General features: G+C 33.7%; 32 protein-coding genes and 1 other annotated feature. Of the genes, 7 read left to right on the forward strand and 25 right to left on the reverse strand.

Going from position 1 to position 24,402, the window contains the following annotated elements; translation table 11 throughout:
* Positions 1 to 29: 29 nt before the first annotated feature.
* From ACVQ8P_RS03920 to ACVQ8P_RS03955, 8 genes are all read right to left on the reverse strand, one after another.
* Positions 30 to 716, reverse strand: coding sequence for a response regulator transcription factor (locus ACVQ8P_RS03920; protein WP_462297636.1), 687 nt, complete (start codon positions 714 to 716; stop codon positions 30 to 32).
* Between the two features lie 304 nt (positions 717 to 1,020).
* On the reverse strand, positions 1,021 to 1,266 hold the full coding sequence (locus ACVQ8P_RS03925) for a hypothetical protein (RefSeq protein WP_462297637.1): 246 nt from the start codon (positions 1,264 to 1,266) through the stop codon (positions 1,021 to 1,023).
* Between the two features lie 33 nt (positions 1,267 to 1,299).
* The gene (locus tag ACVQ8P_RS03930; protein ID WP_462297639.1) at positions 1,300 to 2,400 is read right to left on the reverse strand and encodes an FtsX-like permease family protein; all 1,101 of its coding nucleotides are present in this window, start codon (positions 2,398 to 2,400) and stop codon (positions 1,300 to 1,302) included.
* A gap of 5 nt (positions 2,401 to 2,405) precedes the next feature.
* A complete protein-coding gene (locus tag ACVQ8P_RS03935) occupies positions 2,406 to 3,128 on the reverse strand; it encodes an ABC transporter ATP-binding protein (protein WP_462297641.1) in 723 nt (240 codons plus the stop codon).
* A 17-nt stretch (positions 3,129 to 3,145) separates the two neighbouring features.
* On the reverse strand, positions 3,146 to 4,006 hold the full coding sequence (locus ACVQ8P_RS03940) for a DUF4097 family beta strand repeat-containing protein (RefSeq protein ID WP_462297642.1): 861 nt from the start codon (positions 4,004 to 4,006) through the stop codon (positions 3,146 to 3,148).
* On the reverse strand, positions 3,990 to 4,628 hold the full coding sequence (locus ACVQ8P_RS03945) for a DUF1700 domain-containing protein (protein WP_462297644.1): 639 nt from the start codon (positions 4,626 to 4,628) through the stop codon (positions 3,990 to 3,992). The genes ACVQ8P_RS03940 and ACVQ8P_RS03945 overlap by 17 nt, the downstream gene beginning before the upstream one ends.
* On the reverse strand, positions 4,625 to 4,942 hold the full coding sequence (locus ACVQ8P_RS03950) for a PadR family transcriptional regulator (protein WP_462297646.1): 318 nt from the start codon (positions 4,940 to 4,942) through the stop codon (positions 4,625 to 4,627). Before ACVQ8P_RS03950 ends, ACVQ8P_RS03945 begins: the two co-directional genes overlap by 4 nt.
* A gap of 162 nt (positions 4,943 to 5,104) precedes the next feature.
* A complete protein-coding gene (locus ACVQ8P_RS03955) occupies positions 5,105 to 6,043 on the reverse strand; it encodes a DMT family transporter (protein ID WP_462297648.1) in 939 nt (312 codons plus the stop codon).
* 181 nt (positions 6,044 to 6,224) lie between these two features.
* Between ACVQ8P_RS03955 and ACVQ8P_RS03960 the strand changes: the two genes are divergently transcribed.
* On the forward strand, positions 6,225 to 7,121 hold the full coding sequence (locus ACVQ8P_RS03960) for a LysR family transcriptional regulator (RefSeq protein WP_462297649.1): 897 nt from the start codon (positions 6,225 to 6,227) through the stop codon (positions 7,119 to 7,121).
* Between the two features lie 195 nt (positions 7,122 to 7,316).
* Complete coding sequence (locus ACVQ8P_RS03965) at positions 7,317 to 7,541, forward strand: hypothetical protein (RefSeq protein ID WP_462297650.1); 225 nt, start codon at positions 7,317 to 7,319, stop codon at positions 7,539 to 7,541.
* Here the strand turns inward: ACVQ8P_RS03965 and ACVQ8P_RS03970 are convergent.
* Positions 7,536 to 7,847 (reverse strand): helix-turn-helix domain-containing protein, encoded by a 312-nt coding sequence (locus ACVQ8P_RS03970; RefSeq protein WP_462297652.1) that lies wholly within the window; start codon positions 7,845 to 7,847, stop codon positions 7,536 to 7,538. The two genes, ACVQ8P_RS03965 and ACVQ8P_RS03970, sit on opposite strands and share 6 nt — an antisense overlap.
* A 336-nt stretch (positions 7,848 to 8,183) precedes the next feature.
* Between ACVQ8P_RS03970 and ACVQ8P_RS03975 the strand changes: the two genes are divergently transcribed.
* The 4 genes from ACVQ8P_RS03975 (at position 8,184) to ACVQ8P_RS03990 (ending at position 11,425) form a co-directional block, all read left to right on the forward strand.
* Positions 8,184 to 8,504: a hypothetical protein gene (locus tag ACVQ8P_RS03975; RefSeq protein ID WP_462297653.1), complete on the forward strand. Its 321-nt coding sequence runs from the start codon at positions 8,184 to 8,186 to the stop codon at positions 8,502 to 8,504.
* A 69-nt stretch (positions 8,505 to 8,573) separates the two neighbouring features.
* Entirely contained in the window at positions 8,574 to 9,776 is a 1,203-nt protein-coding gene (locus ACVQ8P_RS03980; protein WP_462297654.1) for a hypothetical protein, read from the forward strand.
* A gap of 65 nt (positions 9,777 to 9,841) precedes the next feature.
* Complete coding sequence (locus ACVQ8P_RS03985; RefSeq protein WP_462297656.1) at positions 9,842 to 10,249, forward strand: hypothetical protein; 408 nt, start codon at positions 9,842 to 9,844, stop codon at positions 10,247 to 10,249.
* Between the two features lie 156 nt (positions 10,250 to 10,405).
* Positions 10,406 to 11,425, forward strand: coding sequence for a YdcF family protein (locus ACVQ8P_RS03990; protein WP_462297657.1), 1,020 nt, complete (start codon positions 10,406 to 10,408; stop codon positions 11,423 to 11,425).
* Between the two features lie 83 nt (positions 11,426 to 11,508).
* Here ACVQ8P_RS03990 and gndA read toward each other — a convergent pair whose 3' ends face one another.
* Positions 11,509 to 12,930, reverse strand: coding sequence for an NADP-dependent phosphogluconate dehydrogenase (gndA, locus tag ACVQ8P_RS03995; protein WP_462297659.1), 1,422 nt, complete (start codon positions 12,928 to 12,930; stop codon positions 11,509 to 11,511).
* A 185-nt stretch (positions 12,931 to 13,115) separates the two neighbouring features.
* Between gndA and ACVQ8P_RS04000 the strand changes: the two genes are divergently transcribed.
* Positions 13,116 to 13,619, forward strand: a complete 504-nt coding sequence (locus tag ACVQ8P_RS04000) for a hypothetical protein (RefSeq protein WP_462297660.1) — start codon at positions 13,116 to 13,118, stop codon at positions 13,617 to 13,619.
* Between the two features lie 82 nt (positions 13,620 to 13,701).
* On the opposite strand, the gene rpmF is transcribed toward ACVQ8P_RS04000, so the two are convergent.
* From rpmF to thrS, 15 genes are all read right to left on the reverse strand, one after another.
* Positions 13,702 to 13,881: a 50S ribosomal protein L32 gene (rpmF, locus tag ACVQ8P_RS04005; protein ID WP_057973392.1), complete on the reverse strand. Its 180-nt coding sequence runs from the start codon at positions 13,879 to 13,881 to the stop codon at positions 13,702 to 13,704.
* Between the two features lie 55 nt (positions 13,882 to 13,936).
* Positions 13,937 to 14,485, reverse strand: a complete 549-nt coding sequence (locus tag ACVQ8P_RS04010) for a YceD family protein (protein WP_462297662.1) — start codon at positions 14,483 to 14,485, stop codon at positions 13,937 to 13,939.
* Positions 14,486 to 14,565: 80 nt separating this feature from the next.
* On the reverse strand, positions 14,566 to 15,708 hold the full coding sequence (locus ACVQ8P_RS04015) for a nucleotidyltransferase (protein WP_462297663.1): 1,143 nt from the start codon (positions 15,706 to 15,708) through the stop codon (positions 14,566 to 14,568).
* An 11-nt stretch (positions 15,709 to 15,719) separates the two neighbouring features.
* Complete coding sequence (locus tag ACVQ8P_RS04020) at positions 15,720 to 16,460, reverse strand: class I SAM-dependent methyltransferase (protein ID WP_462297665.1); 741 nt, start codon at positions 16,458 to 16,460, stop codon at positions 15,720 to 15,722.
* Complete coding sequence (gene rsfS, locus ACVQ8P_RS04025; RefSeq protein WP_462297666.1) at positions 16,460 to 16,816, reverse strand: ribosome silencing factor; 357 nt, start codon at positions 16,814 to 16,816, stop codon at positions 16,460 to 16,462. Before rsfS ends, ACVQ8P_RS04020 begins: the two co-directional genes overlap by 1 nt.
* Before the next feature lie 10 nt (positions 16,817 to 16,826).
* Positions 16,827 to 17,420 (reverse strand): bis(5'-nucleosyl)-tetraphosphatase (symmetrical) YqeK, encoded by a 594-nt coding sequence (gene yqeK / locus ACVQ8P_RS04030; protein WP_462297668.1) that lies wholly within the window; start codon positions 17,418 to 17,420, stop codon positions 16,827 to 16,829.
* Complete coding sequence (locus ACVQ8P_RS04035) at positions 17,413 to 18,060, reverse strand: nicotinate-nucleotide adenylyltransferase (protein WP_462297670.1); 648 nt, start codon at positions 18,058 to 18,060, stop codon at positions 17,413 to 17,415. The genes yqeK and ACVQ8P_RS04035 overlap by 8 nt, the downstream gene beginning before the upstream one ends.
* A gap of 26 nt (positions 18,061 to 18,086) precedes the next feature.
* Positions 18,087 to 18,401 (reverse strand): ribosome assembly RNA-binding protein YhbY, encoded by a 315-nt coding sequence (gene yhbY / locus ACVQ8P_RS04040; protein ID WP_462297672.1) that lies wholly within the window; start codon positions 18,399 to 18,401, stop codon positions 18,087 to 18,089.
* 17 nt (positions 18,402 to 18,418) lie between these two features.
* Positions 18,419 to 19,555 (reverse strand): ribosome biogenesis GTPase YqeH, encoded by a 1,137-nt coding sequence (gene yqeH / locus ACVQ8P_RS04045; RefSeq protein ID WP_462297673.1) that lies wholly within the window; start codon positions 19,553 to 19,555, stop codon positions 18,419 to 18,421.
* Positions 19,548 to 20,081 (reverse strand): YqeG family HAD IIIA-type phosphatase, encoded by a 534-nt coding sequence (locus ACVQ8P_RS04050; RefSeq protein ID WP_462297674.1) that lies wholly within the window; start codon positions 20,079 to 20,081, stop codon positions 19,548 to 19,550. The genes yqeH and ACVQ8P_RS04050 overlap by 8 nt, the downstream gene beginning before the upstream one ends.
* A gap of 128 nt (positions 20,082 to 20,209) precedes the next feature.
* Entirely contained in the window at positions 20,210 to 20,890 is a 681-nt protein-coding gene (gene tenA, locus ACVQ8P_RS04055; RefSeq protein ID WP_462297676.1) for a thiaminase II, read from the reverse strand.
* 72 nt (positions 20,891 to 20,962) lie between these two features.
* The gene (gene rplT / locus ACVQ8P_RS04060) at positions 20,963 to 21,322 is read right to left on the reverse strand and encodes a 50S ribosomal protein L20 (RefSeq protein WP_409022688.1); all 360 of its coding nucleotides are present in this window, start codon (positions 21,320 to 21,322) and stop codon (positions 20,963 to 20,965) included.
* Positions 21,323 to 21,380: 58 nt separating this feature from the next.
* A complete protein-coding gene (gene rpmI / locus ACVQ8P_RS04065; protein WP_057973380.1) occupies positions 21,381 to 21,581 on the reverse strand; it encodes a 50S ribosomal protein L35 in 201 nt (66 codons plus the stop codon).
* A gap of 25 nt (positions 21,582 to 21,606) precedes the next feature.
* Positions 21,607 to 22,107, reverse strand: a complete 501-nt coding sequence (gene infC, locus ACVQ8P_RS04070; RefSeq protein WP_462297678.1) for a translation initiation factor IF-3 — start codon at positions 22,105 to 22,107, stop codon at positions 21,607 to 21,609.
* Positions 22,108 to 22,163: 56 nt separating this feature from the next.
* Positions 22,164 to 22,302 (reverse strand) — a sequence feature (ribosomal protein L20 leader region).
* 55 nt (positions 22,303 to 22,357) lie between these two features.
* The gene (thrS, locus tag ACVQ8P_RS04075; protein ID WP_462297680.1) at positions 22,358 to 24,304 is read right to left on the reverse strand and encodes a threonine--tRNA ligase; all 1,947 of its coding nucleotides are present in this window, start codon (positions 24,302 to 24,304) and stop codon (positions 22,358 to 22,360) included.
* Positions 24,305 to 24,402 lie beyond the last annotated feature (98 nt).

A 24,402-nucleotide genomic window follows, 5' to 3' on the forward strand; every position in this document is an offset into this window, starting at 1 on the left:
TTCTTTTGGATGCTGGGTTATTTTTCTTCTCATGATCTCATTACGTATCCTGTTCCTCTAACGGTTTGAATGTAACTTTCTTCACCACTACGATCAATTTTGTTTCGTAAGTATCGAATATAGACATCTACAACGTTCGTTTCAACTTCTGATTCATAGCCCCAGACTTTAGCTAATAAAACATCCCTAGCTAAAACAACGTTGACACTTTCCATTAAAGCTAAAAGTAATTCATATTCACGTTTAGTTAATTCAATCACTTCTTCATCACGACGAACGACACGATTTTCTTTTTCAATTGTTAAATCACGGTAAGTAACGGTCGTTTGTTTCGCAATATTTTGTTCACCTTCAATATCAATACGGCGTAACAATGCACGTAAACGCGCCAATAATTCTTCAATCGCAAATGGTTTAACAATATAATCATCTGCACCATGATCTAACCCAGATACACGATCAATAACAGAATCACGAGCTGTCATCATAATGATTGGTGTATTTTTAACTTGTCGCACACGACGACAAACTTCAAGTCCATTTAATTCAGGCAACATTAAATCAAGTAAAATTGAATCCCAATCTTCATTTAGAGCTGCTTCCAATCCTGTACGTCCATCAAAATGGACTTCAGTTTCGAACCCTTCATGCTGTAATTCTAATTCCACAAAGCGCGCTAAATTTTTTTCATCTTCAATTATTAGAATACGACTCATATTTTCACGATCTCCTGTTAGTTTATTTTTATTTTCTCATTCGTATACACACGATTTTTAACCAATATCTTACTTTTCTTATTTTACCATTAAATGATATCCTTGCATACACTGTAACTCATATAGGTATTTATAGCCTTTTAAGAATTTAAAACGAACACTTTTTAACCAAATTAAAAAGGCTCTATCATCAACAACCGTTGACAAAGAACCTATCAATAAACCTACAATCGGCATACTATGAATTAATATATCACTATTTTTGTTTAACTACTTTAAGGCACTTCATTATTATAAAAAAGGGTTAATTTGATTGTTTATTCGTAGATATCCTATAAATATTCATAATATCTACGGCAGTAATAAAAATAAACGCTATGACTGCACATGCTGCAGGCCAATAAGTAACCGATAACCATCCATCGCCAGGAGAAACATGCGTATTCCGTGCTGCATTTAAAATAGCAGCAAATAAAAATATATTATTAAAAGTTCCACAAACAAAAATAACAATCGCATAGAAAGCTGCCTCAGCATATTTTTCAAACAAGAGATCTTTAAAAGTAAATCCTAATAGTTGAAATTACTGAATACTCTCACTTCGTTGAGTGCTTGAGATAATTGCTATTGAAATAATATTTGCAAAAATAACTAAAAATGGTGCACCTAGAAATATTGCAAGTGTTCCGACAATCTCAGATAAACTCTTGCTGGCTGAAACATTGGCCAAATCAACAGCTAAGTAACTAAAGAAAGAAGAGAGTATTGAGAATATGAATAAAGGAACAACAACTGATTTTAGAAAATCAGAATTACTATGAACATTCCAATATGCGACATTAGCAGTTTTTAAATGATTATGCGGAAACAATTTAAAAATAGTTGTCAAAACTAAGGGTAATATGATTGAAGCAGATAAACTAAACGCGATAATTGCAACAAAAGTGACAGCAAGAAAAGCCTGTGTATAGGCATTTTCTAACGAACTATTCTCCCCACCAAACATTATTCGAGTGGTGTTCGGGGTAATAAAGAAGACCGAGTACAGTGCAATCAAACAAATAGTACTAAGCGTACTTAATATAATTGCTACCGGAGTTACGCCAAACTTGGTCACTTTCTTTAACCCGTGTGCAAATGATTGCTTGCCTACAAATATCTTTCTTGCATCAAAAAAACTCATTATGCCACAAATTACGCCAACCAATAAAATTGTCGCTAAAAAAGATTGTACTGATAAGTGCATTTTTACCTCGGGCAACTCTTCCATTCCAGGTGTCATACGCATCCAAGAATATAAATTAATTACTAGTGGAAACGATAGATAATAACCAAAAATAGCCCCAATCATACTAGTAATAGTCATCTGTCCACTAATTAAAAATGCAAGTTGTTTAGGATTTGCACCAAGAATTGCCCACAGTTCATAATCTTTACTGAAACTGTTAATTAATAAACGCGTAACACCGTTTATGATTAACATCACGGTGATACCTCCAAAAATAATAGGAGAGACAAAAATAACTAATGGATTATAAGTCCCATGATTTAAATGCTCAAGTATTGTCGAATTTATACCAATGAAACTGCCTCCTAATATTAATCCCGCAGAAAAAAAGACAACTAATGATCCTAACCATTTGCGCCAAGAATAACGGAATTGCCAGAACGTCATGTTCAACATAATATTTACCCCTCCTCAATTGCTGTTAATAAGGTTTGAGCATTTGGTTTAGTAAAAATTTGTTTAACCATTCCGTCTTTTAAAGTTATAGTTCGGTCAGTTCTAGCAGCCATTTCAATGTCATGGGTGACCATGACAACGCATGCCCCATTATCGGCAAGTTCCCTCAGTAATTTAAAAATTATTTCTTTAGAAACCGAATCGACCGCACCAGTTGGTTCATCCGCAAAAATTATCTTAGCGTTTGTTACTAAAACACGTGCAATTGCTACCTTTTGCTTTTCTCCCCCCGACAAACTTGTCACAAAACTATCAGGGCTTGCTAAGAAATTCATTTTTTTTAATAAATCGGTGATTTCATTTCTGTTAATTTTTTTCCGTCCAAGTCGTAATGGTAAAACGATATTCTCCATTACTGGTAATGCAGGTATAAGATTATAGGACTGAAAAATAAATCCAATTTCTTGGCGTCGCATCTTCGCCATTTGTGATGGTGACAACTTGTACGGATCGGTAGCATTTATTTCTACATATCCTTCAGTTGGCTGTAATAACCCAGACATACATTTTAGAAGAGTTGATTTCCCACTACCTGAAGGTCCAACAATACTAAGAAATTCATTTGAATAAGCATGTAAATTTATATCCTTAAGGATTGTTATCTTGGTGTTATCACTAAGAGAAACTTCTTTTGAAATATGATTGATAGAAATCACTTCTTTACTCATTATCAAGACTCCCTCTTTTAATAATCAGTTACTGCTATATCCCCATCACTTGTCATTAACCGATACGTACTTTTAGCTGTCGCTTGATACGTATAATTAGAATCATCTATATTTCGACCAAATATAGATAGATCACCATCACGAGAAGTAGCATGGACACCGCTATTTTTATTAGCCCTAACATCAATGTCACCCTCATTAGTTTTAACGAAAAAATGGTCTTCAAGCTGGTTATTCACTAAAGAGATATCGCCATCACTAGTAATAACAGACCCACTTTTGAAATGATTTTCCCGCAACGTTAAATCTCCCTCTGATGAAACTAATGTCACTTGTGGTGCTGTCACATTAGTTAATTGACTATCTCCAATTGCATTTATTTCAATTAATTTTGACGTTTTTAAATGGTCTAAGTAAACGTCACCTCGGCTTTTAATTTGTACTTTTTTTATCTTTAAATGGGTTAATTGTAAATCACCCTGTTGTGACATAGCTTGAACTTGATCTAAAGTTCTATTTTCAGGCACCGTAATAATAATTTTATTACTCCTATCTGGTGAAATTCCCATCGTGTATTTACTACCAGCATGACGCGAGCTAATGGTTACATGACCTTGATGTATCGTTACCTTAGGTTGTTCGCGAGTTGCATTAACTTTAATACGGCTCGTTTCACCATTTCGTACTTCAACTGGTAAATCTGAACTTAAAGTTAATGATTTTATTTGCTTAGGATAATACGTTTTTGTTAATTTTTTAGCTGAATGAAACCCATGCTGCCAGTAAATTGGTTTAATGCCATCATTAACACTCCCAAAAGCAACTAGAATCAACCCAAAGATTAATAAAATAAGACCAATTTTAATGCTGCGTTTCATGATAATCTCCCCCTTTTTCAGCACGATTACGTTTAATAAATCGGTAATATAAACGTTGAACAGCATTAGTAGTTACTTGAATCATTAAAGTTATAACCCAAATAATTAATGGTATAACAATTAACCCTAGTCCTAACAACGTCATGCCGAATCCTATATAAAATAATCCAGTCCAAAGTGAATGACTGATAACCCAAATTCCAGCAATAATCATCACGACAGTTGTTCCAACTATAGCAACTAACAGACATAAAGCAGTAATCACAAACGCAAAAATCATAACCCCGAATACCGCTAAAATCGCAAAAATGGCGAATATTACTGGAATCGTTGTCGGAGCAGCCAATAACGCTAACAAGACTAACCAAATAGTCCGAATGTTCGCTCGTGATTTTTGACGGTGAGTCGATTCAGCGTTTAAATTTTCATTAAAATGAATCGAATAATCCGCTAACGTTTTACGCGCTAATTGTTTCGGCATACCCAGTTCAGTAACACAGTCCTTATATTCATTTATGCCTGCATCTAGTAGGTATTCACGGTAAAATTCTATAACTGAATGACGCTCTTCTTCATCAAGTTGTACAAGCAGTGATGAAAATTCATCTAAGTAATCGTTCATGATGGTGTTTCCCCCTTTAATAATGTATTAATCGATTGAGAATACCGTTTCCAATCGTTTTGAACTACGATTAATTGTTGCTTTCCTGTAGTCGTTAATTGATAGTACCGTCGATTACGTCCTTGGTAAGCTTGATCGTACGTTGTCACCCAATCATTCTTTTTCAACCGACGTAATACTGGGTACAATGTCGATTCAGACACAGAAATAGTTTCTTGTAGTAGTTGCGTAAGCGCATATCCATAGTAATCTTGGTCACTTAGCGCTGATAAAACACAACCATCAAGTAATTCTGAACTAATTTGAATTGCCATATTTATTCCTCCCACTATATTATACGTCATATAGTATCATTCAATCAATATCATAGTATACGCATCTTCTTCTGTCAATAAATAGTTATTTTAAAATTAAAACAAAATAAAAAGCCCTTGCTCCGCAAGAACTTTAATCTTTTAAAAATAGACTAAATTTAATTATTTAATCACATGACCTTTTTTTGCAGAATAGCGATTATAAATATTATTACCAATCAATGCACTAATCGTTATTAAACAACCAACAATTTCAAACAATGAAACTTGGTATCCATTAATAATAGTTATCATAAATGATATAATTGGGACTAAATTCATAAACAAAATACCATTAATAGGTGTAATAATTCGATTTCCCATATTCCAAGCAAATACAGCAACAACGCCTGCCAACGTTACCATATACAATAGTGCATTTTGAACGTCACTAATTTGAGAAAAGGTTGGTATTTTTAACCACCCAATTAAAGTCGCTATTACTAACACGATAATGACTGATATTACGCCTAAAATAGCCGTTAAAGTTGAATATCTCAAAATGGACCATTCGGGAAAATCGGCACCACCCGCAGTATATATAACCCAGCATAGAGCGCCTAATAAAATTAAAATGACTGATAAAAGTGTATTATGTCCTGATACTAGAATGCTAATATGCCCCTTAGTAACGACCATAAAAACGCCTATTGCAGCAATAATCATTGCTATTAGAGAAATTTTTGTAGGCTTTACACCACGATATATCCACCCAACTAAAACGCCTAATAACGGTTGAATTGCCATCATAACAGATGCAATAATAGAACCTGAGGGGCCTGCGATTTGTTGACCCAAAAAAACTAGAAAACTGAATCCAGCAAATGCAGATGTCCCAAATAACCAAAGTTTAATGGTATGCCCCTCTGTCTTAAAAGCTTTAGGCCCTTCTACAATAACTAAAATGATTGCAAAAATAAGTGCAACACTACCATAACGTAACAGAGTAAAGTAAAATGGATCCATAATCTGGAGTGCTGGTGCCATAATTGGAAACATCCCACCCCAAGACAAAACAGAAATTAAACATAATATTAACCCATAAATATATTTTTTTGACATTATTTAATACCCCCTATTTTTAGTTTAAAAATTTACTAGACTTAATTTCTAACATAAATATCCCCCTTCAGCTTATCTAAAATCTAACATCCAATCTTGTATTTTTGAATAAACAATTTATAATACTTAGTTATAACTTATTTGCATAACCCCCAACTAGAACAGACTGGAGTGAAGACCCATGCCACATGAAAATTCGTTTAATATTGAACTTCTCTATATTCTGATAAAAGTCAGTGAGCTTAAGAGTATTAATAAAAGTAGCACTGCCTTAATGATGACCCAACCAGCAATAAGTAAAAAAATTAAACAACTAGAGGATTATTATGATGAACAATTATTCATAAGAAGTTCTAAAGGTATGGAACTCACATCAGTAGGTCAAAAATTATATGTAAGATCTAAAAAAATTATTAAAGAATTTGAAGATATTCATTATTCCATTTCCACAGAAGCAGTTCATTTAGATGAAATAAAACTAGGCTCACTTGATAGTATCTCGTCATCGATGTATCAAAAATTCTTTATTAAGTCATTTACTAGTTTTAAAGAAACCCTAATTACCAATAAAATTTTCGAACTAATCGCTCCATTTAATGACGGAAACCTTGATGTCATACTAATTGACTCAGCCTTTAGAAATGATTTAATTGGTACTTTCGAAGAAATAGCATTATTTAAAGAACCCTATTACTTAATCTATTCAAAAAATAATAAAGAAGTTGAAAAATTAGATATAACCACTTTAAATGCTACTAATTTAAGTCACTTAAACCTTCTTATGTATCCAAAATACTGTCCAATTCATCAAAGAATTAGACAAATCTATCAAGAATTAGGTATCGTTCCACCAGCTATTGCTGAAATTGATTACAGTGAGTCAACAACTACACTAGTATCTCACTCAGATTATGTCACTATATTGCCAAAATCATTGGCTATTAATAAGGTTGACCAAGGGATGACCAATCTATCAATGAAACAATTAGACAGTACTTTTACCCGAAGTGTGTCATTATTTGCACATGATCAAAAAACCATTCAGTTAATTAGCCAGCTGCTATTTGACCCAGAATAAACTCAAAATTGAGTTTATTCTTTCTCTTGACACCTATGTTAAAATTAATTCAAATGATTCTTTAGTTTATGTTAACGCAGAATTAATTCATCTTAATTACAAGTCTATAAATAATTTAATATTAGATTAAAATAAGCTTTAACCAGTTAGATCGACTGGTTAAAGCTTATTTTTTTTGAGGAGGAACCTTATTTTATGCATGAATCTAATTTATTAATGAACAACCTAAAGGTACTACAAGATTTAAAATTTTACATTTACACCCTAACTGATAATAGACTTGATTTCAAATACTTTAACATCTTAACTTTAAAAACAGATGTTCTTGAAATTGATCTCGTACAAGAATATAAAATCAGAAAATACAATGCCACCCTAGCAGAAATTGCACAAGCTATTATTGATAACTATGATTTATAATTTAATAATTTTTAAAATTGACTTAGAAAATTCTTTACGATTCTCTTCCGTTAACGAACCCATATACTGCATTAATTCTACAGTAGGAATATCTGAAAACTGAGGATAACTAAAAAAATCAATCAATTCTAAATCTAATGCCTGTGCAATATCAGCTAATTTATTAATACTAATATTAGCAACATCACCCCGTTCAATTCTAGATATCAAACTAATTGACACATTCGACTTTTCAGCGAGCTGCTCTATTGTTAAATTTAAATACTTTCGTTTGTTATGAATCAATTGACTTATTTTTTTAAACATCGATTTTTCTCCAATCGTAACCTTATATTTTACAATAAGTGAAAAGTCAATCAGCTTAAAGATTTTATATTAACTAAAATTACAATAAAAGAAGATTATAATAGCTATTTTTGCTATAATAATACTTATTAAGTATGTAAAAAGGTTTTATAAGCCTTTTTAACAGAAAATTAGGAGTGATTTTATGAAATAAAATTAATAAAGTACTTTTATATTTATACTATTGTACCTATTTTAAAATGAGGAAGAAAGTGATCGTTCTTAAACCATTCTGTTACTCACAGTACTATTCAAAAATTAATAACTCTAAAATAACTTAAAAAAGGCGGAAAAATAATGTCAGAAAATAATAATAAACAACCTACAGAAAACAACGTACCACAACACAGAGAAGCTATCGTTATCAATAATCAATCAACAAACCAAACGAACCCACTAGGAACAGCAGGTTTCGTTATTGCTTTAATCACACTTTTTCTTGGCTGGATTCCTGTAATCGGCTGGATTATGTGGATTTTAGGGGCATTGTTCTCTGTTATTGGTCTATTTAAAACACCAAAAGGATTTGCTATAGCCGGGACTATCATTTCTTTTATTGATGTTTTTGTTATTTTAGCAATTGCAAGTGGGATTGCTGCTGCAGGGGCAATGTTTTAATTTAAATCATTATTAAAAAAATTGGGAGTGGTATAGCTTATTAAGCTTCATGCCATAAAAGGGAGAAATATGAACGATTTGCTTAAAAAGAATGAATCCAAAATAACTAACGGAAAAAAATTTGTAAAAGGTCATAAAAAATCACTATCTATTGGTGCGTCAATTCTTATCATATTAATTATTATTTTTAGTTTTATCGCAACACGACCTACTAATTTAGTTTCTACTGCTGATGTTACTTTTTCAGGATACGACGGTGACGGCACGTTAAATTATAAAAGTGACGCATTAGATAAAAAAATCAAAGAAATTTCCTACAAAGCAGCAAAAATATCAGAAAAGGACACAAAGATCCTTCTCTCAGATAATACAAGTGCAATAGATATTTTAGAAACAGATCCTGCCTTTGAACAAAAGGAAGATCTTGCAGACTCTTACGATTCAGCAGTAGATGTTGACTTTAACAAAGAATCAAATCTTTCTAACGGGGATAAAGTCACAATGACAGTAACCGTTGATTCAACGGATATTCCCATAAAATCAACTAAAAAAACATTTACTGTCAAAGGACTTAAAAAATCAGCTAAAATAACAATATCTGATATCCTAAAAAACGTTTCATTTAATTTTTCTGGATACAATGGATCCGGCTCTATTCATGAAAAATCAGCTAAATATGGTTCAGACATATTGTCAATGCCAGTTAATAAGTACAACCTTTCTAACGGAGATACCGTTAAAGTTAAAATAAACCCTGATTATATTGATTCTTTAGGAGGAAAAGGTAAAATATTTACTGGATCTCATTCAAAAAAAGTGACTGTTACAGGGCTTAAATCACTTTCAAATATCGAAAATCTTGCCGCTGCACTTACGCAAGTAGATGCCCTTGCGAAAACAGATAACAAAGATGACAAGGATAGTCCAGATATAGGTACGGATACTTTTATCATTAAACGTTTAACTAGTTATATTACAAATATTCGTTCTACTAGTTTTGTTACTTCCGTGACTCATTCAAGTTACAGATTAGCTGTCATTTATAAGATTAATGAAAATAATACTTTCACTGATGACAATCAAAAAACAACATCATATAAAATTTATGGTTATGATTCCATAGATATTTCAAATAATAAATTAGATTTAAAAAATGTATCTTCTAATGATACATTATCCTTATCAAATCAAGCTTATACATCCTTGGATGCGGCTACCTCCGCTCTAAAATCAGCTAATAGTGGCTATACAAAAGTAACCGTAGAAAAATAAGTTTATCTCTATCCCCTACTAAATGAAGGGGTATAACCAATTAGTAAACAAAGGACAGTGAAAATATGAATAAAAACAATAATTCTCTCTTAGCTAAAGTAACTAAAACGCAACTAATTATTGGTACCATCAGTCTTGTTGTTTTAATCACCATTATTTATTTAGTAATAGCTTCTGGAAATGTTAAAAATAATATTGTTGGAACTTGGAAAGTTAGTCCAGATACCGATTCATCTAGCTATTTTGAATTCGATAAAAAAGGTGAATTTTATCTGTACGATTCTTATGGTTCTGAACAAGCAGAAGGCACCTATACCGTTAATTCTAAAAATATTAAAATTAACGCAGACAATTTAGAAAGTAGCGCAATTAAAATAAACGTATCATCCAATGAAAAAAATACAATTAGAGGAAAGGCATCTGAGGGAGAAAATACTGGTAATATGAAACTCGTCAGAAGCAAGTTACCTTAATGATTGAAAGTTTTAGACAATAGAGCCTTACTAATTAATTTTAGTAAGGTTTTTTTATGTCACTATCCGAATTCACTTCATCCATTTTTGTCACACTATATTTGCTTGAATTAGCTATTTCAGGTACGATAATTGTAAACAAGTGAGGTAAATACTATGTATATTCTTTTTATTGTAATTGCTATTTTAGGATTATTACTACTGATAGATCGGCGCAACTTTTTTATTGGCGCCTTATTTGCAATTAGCATTGTCACTTTAATCATGACTTTGCTCGCAATTGGCTTAAAGGTTCTCATTAATCATATGGATGATATTCCGTTATTATACTGGCAGATTATTTTATCTGGTATCTTCATTGCCATTTTCCTAGTCATCCTCGTCGTTATTCCCGGGATGGTCTTTAACACCTTTTTTATAGCGCATAAGGAAGGTAAAGGATTCACTGGGAAATTATCATCAATCTTAGGCGTGAATAATTTTCTAATTATTTTTGTGACTTTAATCTTAATTACATCTAACCTACCAATATTTGCCCGCGCACTCCTATCAACTTTCCTATTAATTGATATTTTTTTCAGTACTTTATTCATTGGCTATCTAATCTACTCACTCATTTACCAAATGATTCCTAAGAGTTTTAAAGTTGATTATATTGTTGTCTTAGGCGCTTGGGTTAAAGATGGTAAAGTAACCCCATTACTAAAAAGTCGCGTTGACAAAGCCGTCGGTTATTATAACAAACAACAAGGTCACTTAAAATTTATCGTTAGTGGTGGTAAAGGCTCTGACGAACTCATCTCAGAGGGGGCAGCTATGAAAAATTACTTATTAAGTATCAACATTCCCGAAAAAGATATTATTGTAGAAGATAAATCTACGACTACGTTAGAAAATATGAAATTTTCAAAACAAAAAATAAATGAAGATTGGACTTCAACCACTGCTCCTAAAATTCTATTCTCAACTAGTAACTACCACGTCTTTAGAGCGAGTCTTTATGCAAAAAAAGCTGGTTTGAACGCTGATGGCATTGGCGCACCAACTTCATTCTACTTCCTACCAAGTGCCCTTATTCGTGAATATATTGCCATTTTAGTGTACTACAAATATTTCACACTGCTATCACTAATTGTCGGTATTGCCATAGAATTTCTTGCCTTTTGGACTCATTAATAAAAATTATTAGCTGAAAAATAAAAAAAGGCTATCTAACAACATTAACAATGCTGTTAGATAGCCTTTTTCAATTTAATGATTTATTGTTCTTTATACCATGTGTAATGGAATGAACCTGGTTTGTCAGTACGTTCATACGTATGAGCACCAAAGTAATCACGTTGTGCTTGGATTAAGTTAGCAGGTAAAACTTCTGAACGATATTGATCATAGTAAGTAATTGCTGCGCTAAATCCAGGAACTGGAATACCAGCTTTAACGGCGATACCAACGATATCACGAACTGATTCTTGATATTTTTTAACAATATCTTTGAAATAATCATCTAATAAGATATTATTTAAATCAGCTTTTTCATCAAATGCATCAGTAATATTTTGTAAGAAACGAGCACGGATAATACATCCAGCACGCCAAATCTTAGCCATATCACCAAAATTCAAGTCCCATTCATAATGTTCTGAAGCCACACGTAATTGTTCAAATCCTTGAGCGTAACTCATGATTTTACTAAAGTACAAGGCTTCACGAATTTTTTCAACTAATTCTTTTTTGTCTAATTCGCCTAATTTAACTTCAGGTTTAGGTAAGACTTTGCTGGCTTCAACACGTTCTTCTTTCATTGCTGAAATATAACGTGCGTAAACTGATTCAGAAATAACAGATTGAGGAACACCTAATTCAAGGGCACTTTGTGATGACCATTTACCAGTACCTTTATTGCCAGCACGGTCTAGGATAACATCAACAATTGGTTTATCAGTCCCTAAATCATCTTTACGTGTTAAGATATCTGCTGTAATTTCGATTAAGTAACTGTCTAATTCGCCTTTGTTCCAGTCAGAGAAAATATCAGCAACTTCTTCCACTGAAAGTCCTAATAATTCTCTTAATAAATGATATGATTCTGAAATTAATTCCATATCACCATATTCGATTCCGTTATGAACCATCTTAACGTAATGTCCAGCACCATTAGGACCGATGTAAGTCACACATGGAGCCCCATCTTTAGCTTTAGCTGACATCTCTTCAAGAATTGGCGCAACGAGGTCATAGGCCTCTTTTTGGCCACCTGGCATCATTGATGGGCCTTCAAGGGCACCAATTTCACCACCAGAAACACCCATTCCAATAAAGTTAATCCCAGAATTATCTAATTCTGCGTTACGACGCACTGTATCTTCGAAGTAAGTATTTCCACCATCGATTAAAACATCACCCTTATCTAAGAATGGTAATAATTCTGCAATAACTGCATCAGTTGGTTTCCCAGCTTTTACCATGATGATAATTCTTCTAGGTTTTTCTAATGAATCCGCAAAATCTTTAATTGAATAGCTAGGTACTAATTTTTTCTCTGAGTGATCTTTCATAACCTGCTCAGTTTTAGATCCCGTTCTATTATAAATTGCTACCGTACGGCCACGACTCTCAGCATTCAAGGCAAGATTCTTACCCATGACAGCCATTCCAATAACACCAATTTGTGCTTTATCCATCATAATACCTCCTACATTTCTTTCATTTTTTGTGAATCAAAATCCATGTAATCTAAGAAAGTATCAGCTACCGACTTTGTCAATAAACCCATTTTAACTTTCAACATCAATTATACACCAGACACCAAAAATTCCTATCTATTTTGCCTTTTTTTGTTATACTGATTTCAGGAGGTCATTCAAATATGAAATTAGTTGAAGTTCAAGAATTATACTATGCTATTGATACTTTTTTATACAGTCGCGCAAAAGCAGAATTTTCTAATAACATCCCTACTTTTGACTTAATTGTTCAGGTTAACGGGAAATTATTGACGGCCGATTTTTTAGATTTAAAGGACAGCCGTATTCAAATCTACAGTACAACTAGCCAACACACTATTGCATCTCAATCTATCCCTTACGAAGATGACAGTAGTAATGCATTCATTAGTCCCATTAGAAAAGCAATCTTTAAAAATTATCGTTCTGAATTTTCTGGTTGGTCTAATCTTAGTAACAAGCCTGAACTATTACTAATAGATTTAATTGAACTAATTAAATCTATTAGTTCATCAACTTTTAAGGCAGTTAAAACACCAGCTAAAAATGTGACTTACATTGAAAGCCAAGCTAAACTCCCTTTCCAATTTTTTGACCCAGAGACAGATTTTGAAATTATGAGTTTAACAATTAACGAAAAAAGATAAAATCCAAATGGATTTTATCTTTTTTTATGTACAGAAAAAGCCTTAACACCATGGTTGTTAAGGCTTTTTACTTAATGTAGCTTTAGTTGTTTACTTTTACGACTTCTTTTCCGTCATAAAAACCACAGCTAGGACATACATAATGTGATTTTCTTAATTCGCCACAGTTAGGGCAAGCGCTCATACCTGGGACTGTCAACTTGTAATGCGTACGACGCATTCTCTTACGTGTTTTTGATGTTTTACGTGCTGGTACTGCCATTATCAAACACCTCCTTTAAAATTATCCAAAACTTTTAATAAAAGTATTGTTATGTTTATTCCTCTTCAGAACCATCGTTATCAAAGAAATTTTGTAACGAGGCAAATCGAGGATCAACTTTTTCTTTTCTAACCTGTACGAGTTTATCTTCAGTAAGAACTTCCCAATCGTCTCCAGTTGGTAATTCTTCTGCTTTTCTCTCATCGTCAGTCAGTATCTGCATCGGAATCTGTAATAAAACATTATCCTCTATCACAGAATTCAAATTGAGCATATCTTCTTCCAAAACAATTACGACATCATTTTTATCAAATCGTTCAAGTGCTTTATCGCGATAACCCACATAAAATTCATCTACTGAAAAATTCAATGGAACATCGACACTCTCTAATGAACGCGTTGATGGCATTTCAACTGTTAAACTAACATTAAAATGTCCAATAACATCTTGATGGTCTGCTGATAGAATGCCCGTAACGTGGACTTCTGAAACCGACGTAATCGTTTTGTTGCGCGACATTAAGCCTTCTGAAAGGTTTAACATTTCGTCAACTTGAAGTGGTTCATCACTTTGTTTTTTTAACTCAACTAAGGACCATTTCATGCAAATATGCCTCCTAATGCAACGCTTATGATTATACCTGTGATTAAAAACATTGTCAATGGTATTCCCTTGACAGGATGTTATTTAATTTGTACGGGCTTTCTAAAAAGATCGGATTTTTTATGACTAACTAATCCATAAATAATGCCTGCTCGATAATCCAAATGATAAAGGCCTTCTTTTTCCTTCTTACCAATTTTAGTTAGTAAGGGATATGGTACCTCTTTTTTTAGATAATTAAGCAAAAATTGACCTTTTTTTGAGAACCCTAAGACATGATAATAAGGCTGCTTGTATTGTTTGTCAATTTCATTTTGCTTTATTTGCAACAAAATATAAGTTGCAAGTCTTGAAATTTTTGTATAAGTCACTCGTTTTGATTTCACTGCTTGGACCCAATCATCGAAATTAGCGTCATCAGGCAGTTGTTCATATTGCTGTAGCAATCGGTACTCAATACCCTCAGACATGCCATAAATCATCGCTAATTGTTCTGGCGTTGACAACCTCAACTGATATTTAAGATAAGGCCAAAAATCTGACCAATCAACCCACTTTTCATTTTCTGAATCAAGATTCGTTTGCTCTGGGACAACTTTGGCAATCGATATGTTCTTTTTAATAGCTAGCCTAATTGCAGTAGCACTTGTAATCTCTTGAGTTGCATCAAAATTAACTTCATGGTAATCAGCCTTAACTCGTTGAATCGGACACAACTGGATAGCTGCTTTTTCTGCTAAACAAGCCTCAGCATAGGCCAAACCTAATAAGTCATTTGGCTGATTAATAGTGATACCTGTTTTTTCAAAAACAGCTCGTTGGTATTGCGTCGCATAAGTTTCATTAAATTGATCAAATCCATTATCCAATGTTTTAATTTCAGTCGCAATAAACTTAAAATCCAGTTTAGGATGTTCAGCACCAAAGACAAGCCGCGTTACCTGCATCCCTGCCAACAACTTAATTGCCCCTTTAGCAAACAAATCAGCTGGTTGAACAGAAAATGCAACGGGTAACTCAATTATTAAATCGACACCAGACCGTAATGCTTCCCTTGTACGGCTCTCTTTATCAATTGCTGCTGGAACACCCCGCTGTAAGAATTGACCGCTCATAATGGCAACAATCGTCGTATCAGGATATTGCGCTTTTATCTGATTAATTTGATATAAATGTCCATTATGAAATGGATTATACTCAACAATAATCCCAGTCGTGTCCAAGTGCCTCACTCCTATTTATCGCAGACAAAAAATAATCTTGTCGTTTTTTCATCAACTTCACTAGTCCCAAAGTCAGCAGATATTTTAATAGTCTTAAACCCAGCATTTTTTAATAAGTCAGTATATGTTTCAACTGAGTATGTTCGTTCATGATGATCTTCAGTTAATCTTTCAAATTGGTCATTACTCTCATTTTTAGTAAAAAATGTTAATTCATGAACCACACTGTGTGGTTGGTCATCTTTAAAAGTTGACCATAAGAAAGCTTGATTATCATCTTGATAGTTATACATATATCCAGGATAAACATCGTCCGTTTGATAAGTCGATATCACATCAAAAATAAACCGCCCATTTTCTTGTAATAATCCATGAATTGATTTAAAAACATTACCTACAGATTCAGAATCTGGTAAATAACAAAATGAGTCAGCAAAACAAGTAACCGCATCAAATTGAGGTAATTCTAAATCTTCCAAGTCCATCATATCGCCCTGTAACAATGGTAAAGACACGTTCGCATCTTGCGCATGTTGATCAGCAATTGATAACATTTCTTCAGATAAATCCAAACCAATAACTGAATACCCAGATTGCGTTAATGCAATAGCCAATTGACCTGCACCACAAGCCAATTCAAGTATCTCAGTTTTTTTATCAGGAACTTGTGCTTCGACAAAGGTTTGCCAAGAATCATATAGATCAGGATCCATTAATTGATCATATAATTTTGAAAAAGTGGTATAAATCATTATTCTTCAATCCATGCTGATAAATCTACAGATGCGCCTTCAGACCAGAATTTTTCTAAATCATAAAATTCACGTGATTCAGTTTTGAAGACATGCACAATTAAATCACCAAAATCTAATAAGACCCAGCTAGTTGAGTTACGGCCTTCAATACGGCGCACTTCAACGCCTGCAAGTTCTTCTTGATCTTGAATTTCTTTAACAATAGCTTTGACCTGACGAGCTGAATCAGCTTGTGTCACCATGAAATAATCTGCTAATAAGCTAATTTCATGAACATCAATAGCGACTGTATTTTCGCCACGTTTACCATCAGCAGCCTTAACTGCAATTTCTAATTTTTCTATACTATTCATTATTACTCCTCTATTCTGCGACCCATTTATTAAAGGTCAAAATTGTTTTAGGATACACTTTTTTATTGGTATCAATTAAATAACTTAAGGTATGTTTTGTTTCAAAACCAACTGCCTTATCTAAGTTGACAGCGGCAATTTTTCTCGCTTCAATAGCACCAGGAAAAGTTCGAGTTTCTTCAATAAAATCAGCCACATAGACAATTTTATCCAATAAAGTCATCTCGACAGCCCCTGTTGTATGCTTCACAATCGACGTCAAGATTTCAGAATCTGAAATACCTAATTCATCATGAATTAATTCTGCACCAACAATACCATGCCAGATAGCATTCCCCCAATTTAATAAATCAGGATCCAAGTGTTTTTGCTTAATTGTTGTGATGAATGTTTCGTCTGACCGTTCCTTAGCATAGTCATGGATTAATCCCGCAATACTAGCTTTTTCGATATCACCATGATTGTGCTGAGCAAGTCCAATTGCCGCTTTTTCAACATTTAATACATGTTGAAATCTTTTTTCGCTCAAGGTATCTTTCAATATTTGCACTAGTTCTTCCCTAGTTCCATTGAAAAGATTTTTAGAATAAATTAAATTACTCACGATACAAACCCTCTTTCTCAATGTAATCAGAAACTAACTTAGGTACTAAATAATTAATTGAACACCCTTGTTTAACCTTATTTCGAATTTGAGTTGAACTAATATCAATTGTAGGCACGTCAACCCAGAGAATCGGGTACCGACTTTTTTGTTCAAATCCCGTTCGTTTAACACCAACGAAATGAACTAATTTTACCAACTCATCAATACGAGACCACTTAGGTAAGTAATCAACCATATCACCACCGATAATAAAATAATAATCATTTTCTGGATGAGCTGCCTTTAAAGCAACAATGGTGTCATACGTATAACTAATTCCGCCACGTTTGATTTCAGCATCTTCTAGCTTAAACTTGGCATTATCAGCGATACTCTGATTAACCATATTAAGCCGATACGTCTCATCAATCGCTTCTTTTTTATCCACATGTGGTGGCGTTGCATCCGGCATAAACCGAACTTCGTCTAACCCTAATTGCTGACAAACTTGATCAGCAATTATTAAATGCCCCATGTGAGGTGGATTAAACGTACCTCCAAGAATGCCCACACGTTTTTTACCATTATCAGGAATGGGTTCTGTTTTAAATTCTGTGACTAAATTAATTTCTTTTAATTTTTGTACTTGAATAGTCAAGTCAAAAACCTCCTCATAATTTTAAATTAAGCGAGTAAATTAACTTTATCAGAAATATCACGATTTTCAACATCTGTTGCAGCTTGGTAAACGACCAAAGTATGACCAATCACTTGAACAACTTGAATTGAACTATTAGATTCAATAAAAATGCGAACTTCATTTGCATCAACTGTTGCATTTTGTAACATGTTAATTTTAATTAATTCACGTTTTTCGATTGCTTCACGAATTTGATTCAACCAATTAGTCGAAACGCCTTCTTTTCCAACTTGGAAAAGTGGACGTAAATGATGTGCCTGACTGCGTAAATATCTTTTTTGTTTGCCTCTTAATGTCATATTGTAATTAACTCCTCTTATATCATTGCTTTACGTAAAAGAACTGAAACACCTTTTGGTGCCCAGCCAGCGACTTTAGCACCCTCGTTGATGGTAACCCATCCAAGACCGGCGAATACTAAATCACTTTTTTGTGTCGCTTTAAATTCAAAACGAACTAATTCTGGGAAATCAGTCATTTCATCATCTGTTGGTGGATTTAATAAACCACCCGCATGTTTTTCATAAAATTCACTTGCTGTCTCAGTTTTTGTGCGATGAATCATTAAATCATTATCAAGATAAACAACAACCCCAGGAGTCCCACCAGAAATGTAATCAAATCTAGCAACAGCCCCGAAGAATAATGTTTGGTCTTCATTTAATTGGTAAACACGTTGTTTAATTTCTTTTTGAGGAGAAACTAATTTGAGTGCCTTACCTGATAAATAATGAGCCATCTGATCCTGATGAATAATTCCTGGTGTGTCAATCAAGGCGCGATCATCATCCAATGGAATTTCAATCTTATCAAGCGTTGTTCCTGGGAATCTTGACGTTGTAATCAAGTCTTGGACACCTGTTCTTTGTTTGATAATTTGATTAATTAATGTTGATTTACCAACATTAGTTACCCCAACAACGTACACATCACGACCTTCACGATATTTTTCGATTAATTCCAACAATTCATCAATCGCAAAATTCTTCGTTGCACTTGTCAATGCAACATCAATTGGTCGTAACCCTTGTGCGTTAGCTTGTTGTCTCATCCAATCCTTTAACTTCGTACGTCTTAGTGATTTAGGTAATAAATCAGCTTTATTCCCAACCATTAAAACGGGATTATCACCAACAAATCGGTGTAATCCAGGGATTAAACTACCATTGAAATCGAAAATATCAATAACATTAACAATTAATGCATCAGCATTACCAATTTGGTTTAATAATTTCAAGAAATCATCATCAGTTAACTTAACGTCAGCAATTTCGTTGTAATGTCTTAATCTAAAGCATCTTTGACAATATAATTCATTTGTTTCAAGGCCTTTTTTTACCGCAGACTTAGGTGTATAACCTAACTCGTCTACATTTTCACTTTGAATTTTTGAGCCACAGCCAATACAAAAAAGATCTTCGTCAACTTCTGGTACTTCAATTATGTCAGTCATCCAATGAATTCCCCCATTTAGTTTTAAAGTCATGTTTTTTAATTAAATGATTCTTAATTCTTTTTTCAACGAAACGATTAGGTTTTGTGTTCCAAGCATCTGATTTAACAAGTGGTTTAACCAAGATACTTTTAATGCCCGCATTATTTGCCGCAGCAATATCCGTCATTAATTGATCACCTATTAAAACTAATTCTTGATTACTCATCTTAAATTCATTCTTAACTTGGTTAATGCCCTTTGTGAACGGTTTTAAGGCTCTCGAAACAAAAGGTAATCCAATGTGTTCCAACGCCTTTTCAACACGTTCATGGCTATTATTAGACACAACAACCACAGGAATTGAAGCTGCCGCAATAAGTTCCAACCAGTTCTTCAATTCAGGTGTTCCATTTGGATTATCCCATGCAATTAACGTGTTGTCTAAATCAGTCATAACCACTTTAATTCCATGATTTTGTAAATCTTCTGGTGTTAAATCATAAATAGATTCAATCATCCAGGTTGGTTTATATCTCTCAAGCATTTTAGCTACCTCAATTTTAGAATAATAATCTAAGTATAATGTACTTTCAACTAAATTGCATGTTTTACATGAAAACAATCAAATTTAATTTCATTTAAAAAAAGATATCCTCTTAAATTAAGAAAATTTTACTTATTTTTAAAAATAAAATTATCCCATGTTTGATGCTCAAGTGCCATTCCCCAAAAATTATATTCTTCTATACTACTTATTTTAAATGCATTTTCCATTGCTGCAACTGTTTCTCCATCTGATTCATTCGCAACTCTATCTAATATATGCCGTTGATCAACAACAGATTTTTTAAGTTCCTCAGTTGCATATGTTTCAATCCATCGTTGATACATAGGGTTAGGAGAACCTTTATCGATTAATTTATAGCCAATTTCTAAATAGAGCCAAGCACACGGTAGGAGTCCAGCAAAAGCTGTTTCTGGATTAAATTCCACTAATTGTCGATACATATGAGAAACGTAATGGTAAGCAGTTGGGGCAATTTCAGTTTGACTGATTTCTTCATCTGTTATATTTAATTCTTCGAAAAATTCTTTTCTAATCGCCAACTCACTTTGTGCTAAACCTTCAGCAGAAGCAAACATTAATTGCTTAATTTCCACATTATTCGTCTGTTCACCAACTAATTGATGGATCCTGCTAAAGTGCATTAAGTAATAATGATCTTGAATTAAATAATACCTAAAAGCTTCTATTGGTAATAATCCAGTAGTCAATTGTTTGATAAATGGATGTTCAAAACTGAGTTCCCACCAATTATTCGAAGCTTGTTGAACTTTTTCCGAAAATGACATGCTTAACTCCTTTACAGAAATTTTATTAAAAAAAGAGCACTTGACGCTTGGTCAAGTACCCTCTTAAATTTATTATTTGCTTAATGCTTTTTTAGCTTCTTCTGCAACAGCAGCAAATGCTGCTGAATCTTTAACAGCTAATTCAGCTAACATTTTACGGTTAACTTCAATTTCTGCTAATTTCAAGCCATGCATCATCTTACTGTAACTTAAACCGTTCATACGTGCTGCAGCGTTAATACGTGCAATCCATAGACGACGGAAGTTACGTTTTGTTTGATGACGATCACGGAATGAATATTGGTAAGATTTCATTACTTGTTGTTTAGCTACCTTAAATTGGATATGTTTTGATCCGCGGTAACCTTTTGCTAATTTAAGCATTCTTTTACGACGTTGACGTGTAACAGTTCCACCTTTAACTCGTGGCATGAAAATTCCTCCTTATTGAGCCATTTAAAAACGGCATCAATTGTCTAATTTATATTTATTATTTCATTTGTGAAAGCATTTGTTTGATACGCTTGTTATCTGATGCTGACACTGTAGTTGATTTGCTTAATTGACGACGTTGTTTCTTAGTTTTACCATGCATACGATGACTTGTATAAGCTTTAGAGCGTTTCAAGCCACCATTCCCTGTACGTTTAAAACGTTTTGCTGATGCACGATGAGTCTTTTGTTTTGGCATAATCTAATATCCTCCTAATATAGCTTTACTTTTCAGCCTTAGGTGCAAGCATCATGAACATACTACGTCCATCCATCTTCGCTCTTGATTCAACTGATGCAACTTCTTTAGCTGCGTCAGCGAAGCGATTCAAGACATCACGTCCGATTTCTTTATGCGTAATTGCACGGCCTTTAAATCTAATTGATACTTTAACCTTATCCCCTTTTGCAAGGAATTTTGAGGCATTTTTCAATTTTGTGTTGAAATCATTAATATCAATTGTTGGACTAAGTCTAACTTCTTTAACATTAACAATTTTTTGGTTTTTACGGGCTTCTCTTTGTTTCTTTTGTAATTCAAAACGATATTTCCCGTAATCCATGATCTTAGCAACTGGTGGTTTTGAATTAGCAGCAACTACGACAACATCTAAATTGGCAACTTCTGCCATATCTAATGCTTCTTGTTTGGTTTTAACACCAAGTTGTTCGCCATCATCACCAATCAAACGAAGTTCCGACGCACGGATACCTTCATTGACCATTTTGTCTACTTTATCAACTGCTATGGCAATGCACCTCCAAATTTTTTTGAGAAAAAACACAGAAAAACGGGCAACAATAATAAATTATCGCAGCCCGCTTGAAATCCATTTTAATTGGAATTTAATTTCAATATTATTCTGCCCAGAGACTCTTTTGTCTCTTCAGGCGAGAAGCGGGAGCCTCTGCTTTTTCTTAACTTTTAAATCATACCAACTCATTCCCCTTTTGTCAAGACGATTGAATTATTTTTTATACTTTACGACTATAGTTAGCAATTTCTTTTGTAATATTGTTAATAAAGTCTTCTTTTGTAAAGACATTAGAATCATCTTCACCATGACGACGAACAGAAACTGTATTTTCAGCCACTTCATTATCACCAACCACAAGAATATAAGGCACTTTATTCACTTGGGCTTGACGCATCTTGTAACCCATTTTTTCATTACGTTCATCAACTGTAACGCGAACACCACGCGCAACTAAGTTAGCACGTAAATCATGTGCATAATCAGCATGAAGGTCATTTTTAACTGGAATGATTGTCACTTGTTTAGGAGCTAACCATGTTGGAAAGGCACCTTTATACATTTCTGTTAAGTAAGCTGTGAAACGTTCCATTGTTGACACAAGTCCACGATGAATCATAACTGGACGATGTTCTTCACCATCATCACCAATATATGACAATTCAAATTTTTCAGGCATCATGAAATCTAATTGGATTGTTGATAAAGTTTCATCATTTCCTAATGCTGTTTTTGTTTGAACATCTAATTTAGGACCATAAAAGGCTGCTTCACCTTCGGCTTCGTAATAATCCAAGCCTAAGTCATCCATAGCACCTTTTAACATATTTTGTGATTTAGTCCACATTTCGTTATCATCAAAATATTTTGCTGTGTTAGCTGGATCACGGTAACTTAAACGGAATGTATAATCAGCGATACCGAAATCAGCATATACTTCCATCATTAAACGAAGAACACTTTTGAATTCTTCTTGAATTTGATCAGGAGCAACGAATGTATGACCATCATTTAGTGTCATTTCACGAACACGTTGTAGACCAGAAAGTGCACCTGATTTTTCATAACGATGCATCATCCCTAATTCAGCAATTCTGATAGGAAGATCACGGTATGAACGGATATGATGTTTGTAAACTTGAATATGTGAAGGACAATTCATTGGACGTAATTCCAATTCTTCACCATCACCCATATCCATTGGTGGGAACATATCTTCACGATAATGATCCCAATGACCAGAAGTCTTGTATAAATCTAAATTAGCCAAGATTGGTGTGTAAACATGATCATAACCATTTGCAACTTCTTTATCCACAATATAACGTTCAATTGTACGACGAATTGTCGCACCATTTGGCAACCAGTAAGGTAATCCAGCACCAACTTTAGGATCAACAAAGAATAAGTCTAAATCGTTACCAATTACACGGTGATCACGTTCACGCGCTTCTTGACGACGAACTAATTCAGCATCCAAGTCTTTTTGTTTAAAGAACGCTGTTCCGTAAACACGTTGTAACATTGGGTTACTTGATTTACCTTGCCAATATGCACCAGCAACTGATAATAATTGGAAAATTTTAACATCAGCAGTTGAACGTAATTGAACACCATCACTCAAATTAACAAATTCACCTTGTTTGTAAACTTCAACTTGCCCATTTTCATCAGTAGCTTCTTTAACTAATTCAGCACGGTATGGATCCCCCGCAACTAATTCAAGCGCTTCAGCCTTTGAAATTAATTGACGTTCAATTTTTAAATTTTCTTTAACAATGGCTTTCATCTTGTCTTGAATTTTTTTCAAATCATCAACACTAACTTGTGCTTCACCATTATCTGTATCGAAATAGAACCCATTTTCAATATCAGAACTCATACCAAATTTCATACCTGGGTATAATTGTTGCAAAGCATTGGCCAAAATTTGAGCAGCCGTATGCCATAAAACAACTAAGCCATCTGCAGATTCTTTAGTCACGATTTCAATGGCCCCATCAGCTTCTAATGGACGAAGATAATCAACCAAGACACCGTTAAATTTACCGGCAATCGATTTTTTAGCTAAACTAGGACTAATTGATTTGGCAACATCTTCTGTTGTAATGCCCGCATCAAATTCTTTGATGACACCATCTGGAAATGTAATATTTATTTTTGACATGTTAACTTCCTCCATCATTTTTAATTTTTTGATACAAAAAAAGTCCCTAATACACAATAAGCTTGTGTATTAGGGACGTCGATTAACGTGGTTCCACC

Source organism: Dellaglioa sp. BT-FLS60 (assembly GCF_054941065.1).

Excerpts from the sequence above, each read along its gene's own strand:
- ACVQ8P_RS03920 (WP_462297636.1), bottom strand. The coding sequence starts at position 716 with ATGAGTCGTATTCTAATAATTGAAGATGAAAAAAATTTAGCGCGCTTT.
- ACVQ8P_RS03930 (WP_462297639.1), bottom strand. The coding sequence starts at position 2,400 with ATGTTGAACATGACGTTCTGGCAATTCCGTTATTCTTGGCGCAAATGG.
- ACVQ8P_RS03935 (WP_462297641.1), bottom strand. The coding sequence starts at position 3,128 with ATGAGTAAAGAAGTGATTTCTATCAATCATATTTCAAAAGAAGTTTCT.
- ACVQ8P_RS03940 (WP_462297642.1), bottom strand. The coding sequence starts at position 4,006 with ATGAAACGCAGCATTAAAATTGGTCTTATTTTATTAATCTTTGGGTTG.
- ACVQ8P_RS03945 (WP_462297644.1), bottom strand. The coding sequence starts at position 4,628 with ATGAACGATTACTTAGATGAATTTTCATCACTGCTTGTACAACTTGAT.
- ACVQ8P_RS03950 (WP_462297646.1), bottom strand. The coding sequence starts at position 4,942 with ATGGCAATTCAAATTAGTTCAGAATTACTTGATGGTTGTGTTTTATCA.
- ACVQ8P_RS03955 (WP_462297648.1), bottom strand. The coding sequence starts at position 6,043 with ATGTCAAAAAAATATATTTATGGGTTAATATTATGTTTAATTTCTGTT.
- ACVQ8P_RS03960 (WP_462297649.1), top strand. The coding sequence starts at position 6,225 with ATGCCACATGAAAATTCGTTTAATATTGAACTTCTCTATATTCTGATA.
- ACVQ8P_RS03965 (WP_462297650.1), top strand. The coding sequence starts at position 7,317 with ATGCATGAATCTAATTTATTAATGAACAACCTAAAGGTACTACAAGAT.
- ACVQ8P_RS03970 (WP_462297652.1), bottom strand. The coding sequence starts at position 7,847 with ATGTTTAAAAAAATAAGTCAATTGATTCATAACAAACGAAAGTATTTA.
- ACVQ8P_RS03975 (WP_462297653.1), top strand. The coding sequence starts at position 8,184 with ATGTCAGAAAATAATAATAAACAACCTACAGAAAACAACGTACCACAA.
- ACVQ8P_RS03980 (WP_462297654.1), top strand. The coding sequence starts at position 8,574 with ATGAACGATTTGCTTAAAAAGAATGAATCCAAAATAACTAACGGAAAA.
- ACVQ8P_RS03985 (WP_462297656.1), top strand. The coding sequence starts at position 9,842 with ATGAATAAAAACAATAATTCTCTCTTAGCTAAAGTAACTAAAACGCAA.
- ACVQ8P_RS03990 (WP_462297657.1), top strand. The coding sequence starts at position 10,406 with ATGTATATTCTTTTTATTGTAATTGCTATTTTAGGATTATTACTACTG.
- gndA (WP_462297659.1), bottom strand. The coding sequence starts at position 12,930 with ATGGATAAAGCACAAATTGGTGTTATTGGAATGGCTGTCATGGGTAAG.
- ACVQ8P_RS04000 (WP_462297660.1), top strand. The coding sequence starts at position 13,116 with ATGAAATTAGTTGAAGTTCAAGAATTATACTATGCTATTGATACTTTT.
- rpmF (WP_057973392.1), bottom strand. The coding sequence starts at position 13,881 with ATGGCAGTACCAGCACGTAAAACATCAAAAACACGTAAGAGAATGCGT.
- ACVQ8P_RS04010 (WP_462297662.1), bottom strand. The coding sequence starts at position 14,485 with ATGAAATGGTCCTTAGTTGAGTTAAAAAAACAAAGTGATGAACCACTT.
- ACVQ8P_RS04020 (WP_462297665.1), bottom strand. The coding sequence starts at position 16,460 with ATGATTTATACCACTTTTTCAAAATTATATGATCAATTAATGGATCCT.
- rsfS (WP_462297666.1), bottom strand. The coding sequence starts at position 16,816 with ATGAATAGTATAGAAAAATTAGAAATTGCAGTTAAGGCTGCTGATGGT.
- yhbY (WP_462297672.1), bottom strand. The coding sequence starts at position 18,401 with ATGACATTAAGAGGCAAACAAAAAAGATATTTACGCAGTCAGGCACAT.
- yqeH (WP_462297673.1), bottom strand. The coding sequence starts at position 19,555 with ATGACTGACATAATTGAAGTACCAGAAGTTGACGAAGATCTTTTTTGT.
- ACVQ8P_RS04050 (WP_462297674.1), bottom strand. The coding sequence starts at position 20,081 with ATGCTTGAGAGATATAAACCAACCTGGATGATTGAATCTATTTATGAT.
- tenA (WP_462297676.1), bottom strand. The coding sequence starts at position 20,890 with ATGTCATTTTCGGAAAAAGTTCAACAAGCTTCGAATAATTGGTGGGAA.
- rplT (WP_409022688.1), bottom strand. The coding sequence starts at position 21,322 with ATGCCACGAGTTAAAGGTGGAACTGTTACACGTCAACGTCGTAAAAGA.
- rpmI (WP_057973380.1), bottom strand. The coding sequence starts at position 21,581 with ATGCCAAAACAAAAGACTCATCGTGCATCAGCAAAACGTTTTAAACGT.
- infC (WP_462297678.1), bottom strand. The coding sequence starts at position 22,107 with ATGGTCAATGAAGGTATCCGTGCGTCGGAACTTCGTTTGATTGGTGAT.
- thrS (WP_462297680.1), bottom strand. The coding sequence starts at position 24,304 with ATGTCAAAAATAAATATTACATTTCCAGATGGTGTCATCAAAGAATTT.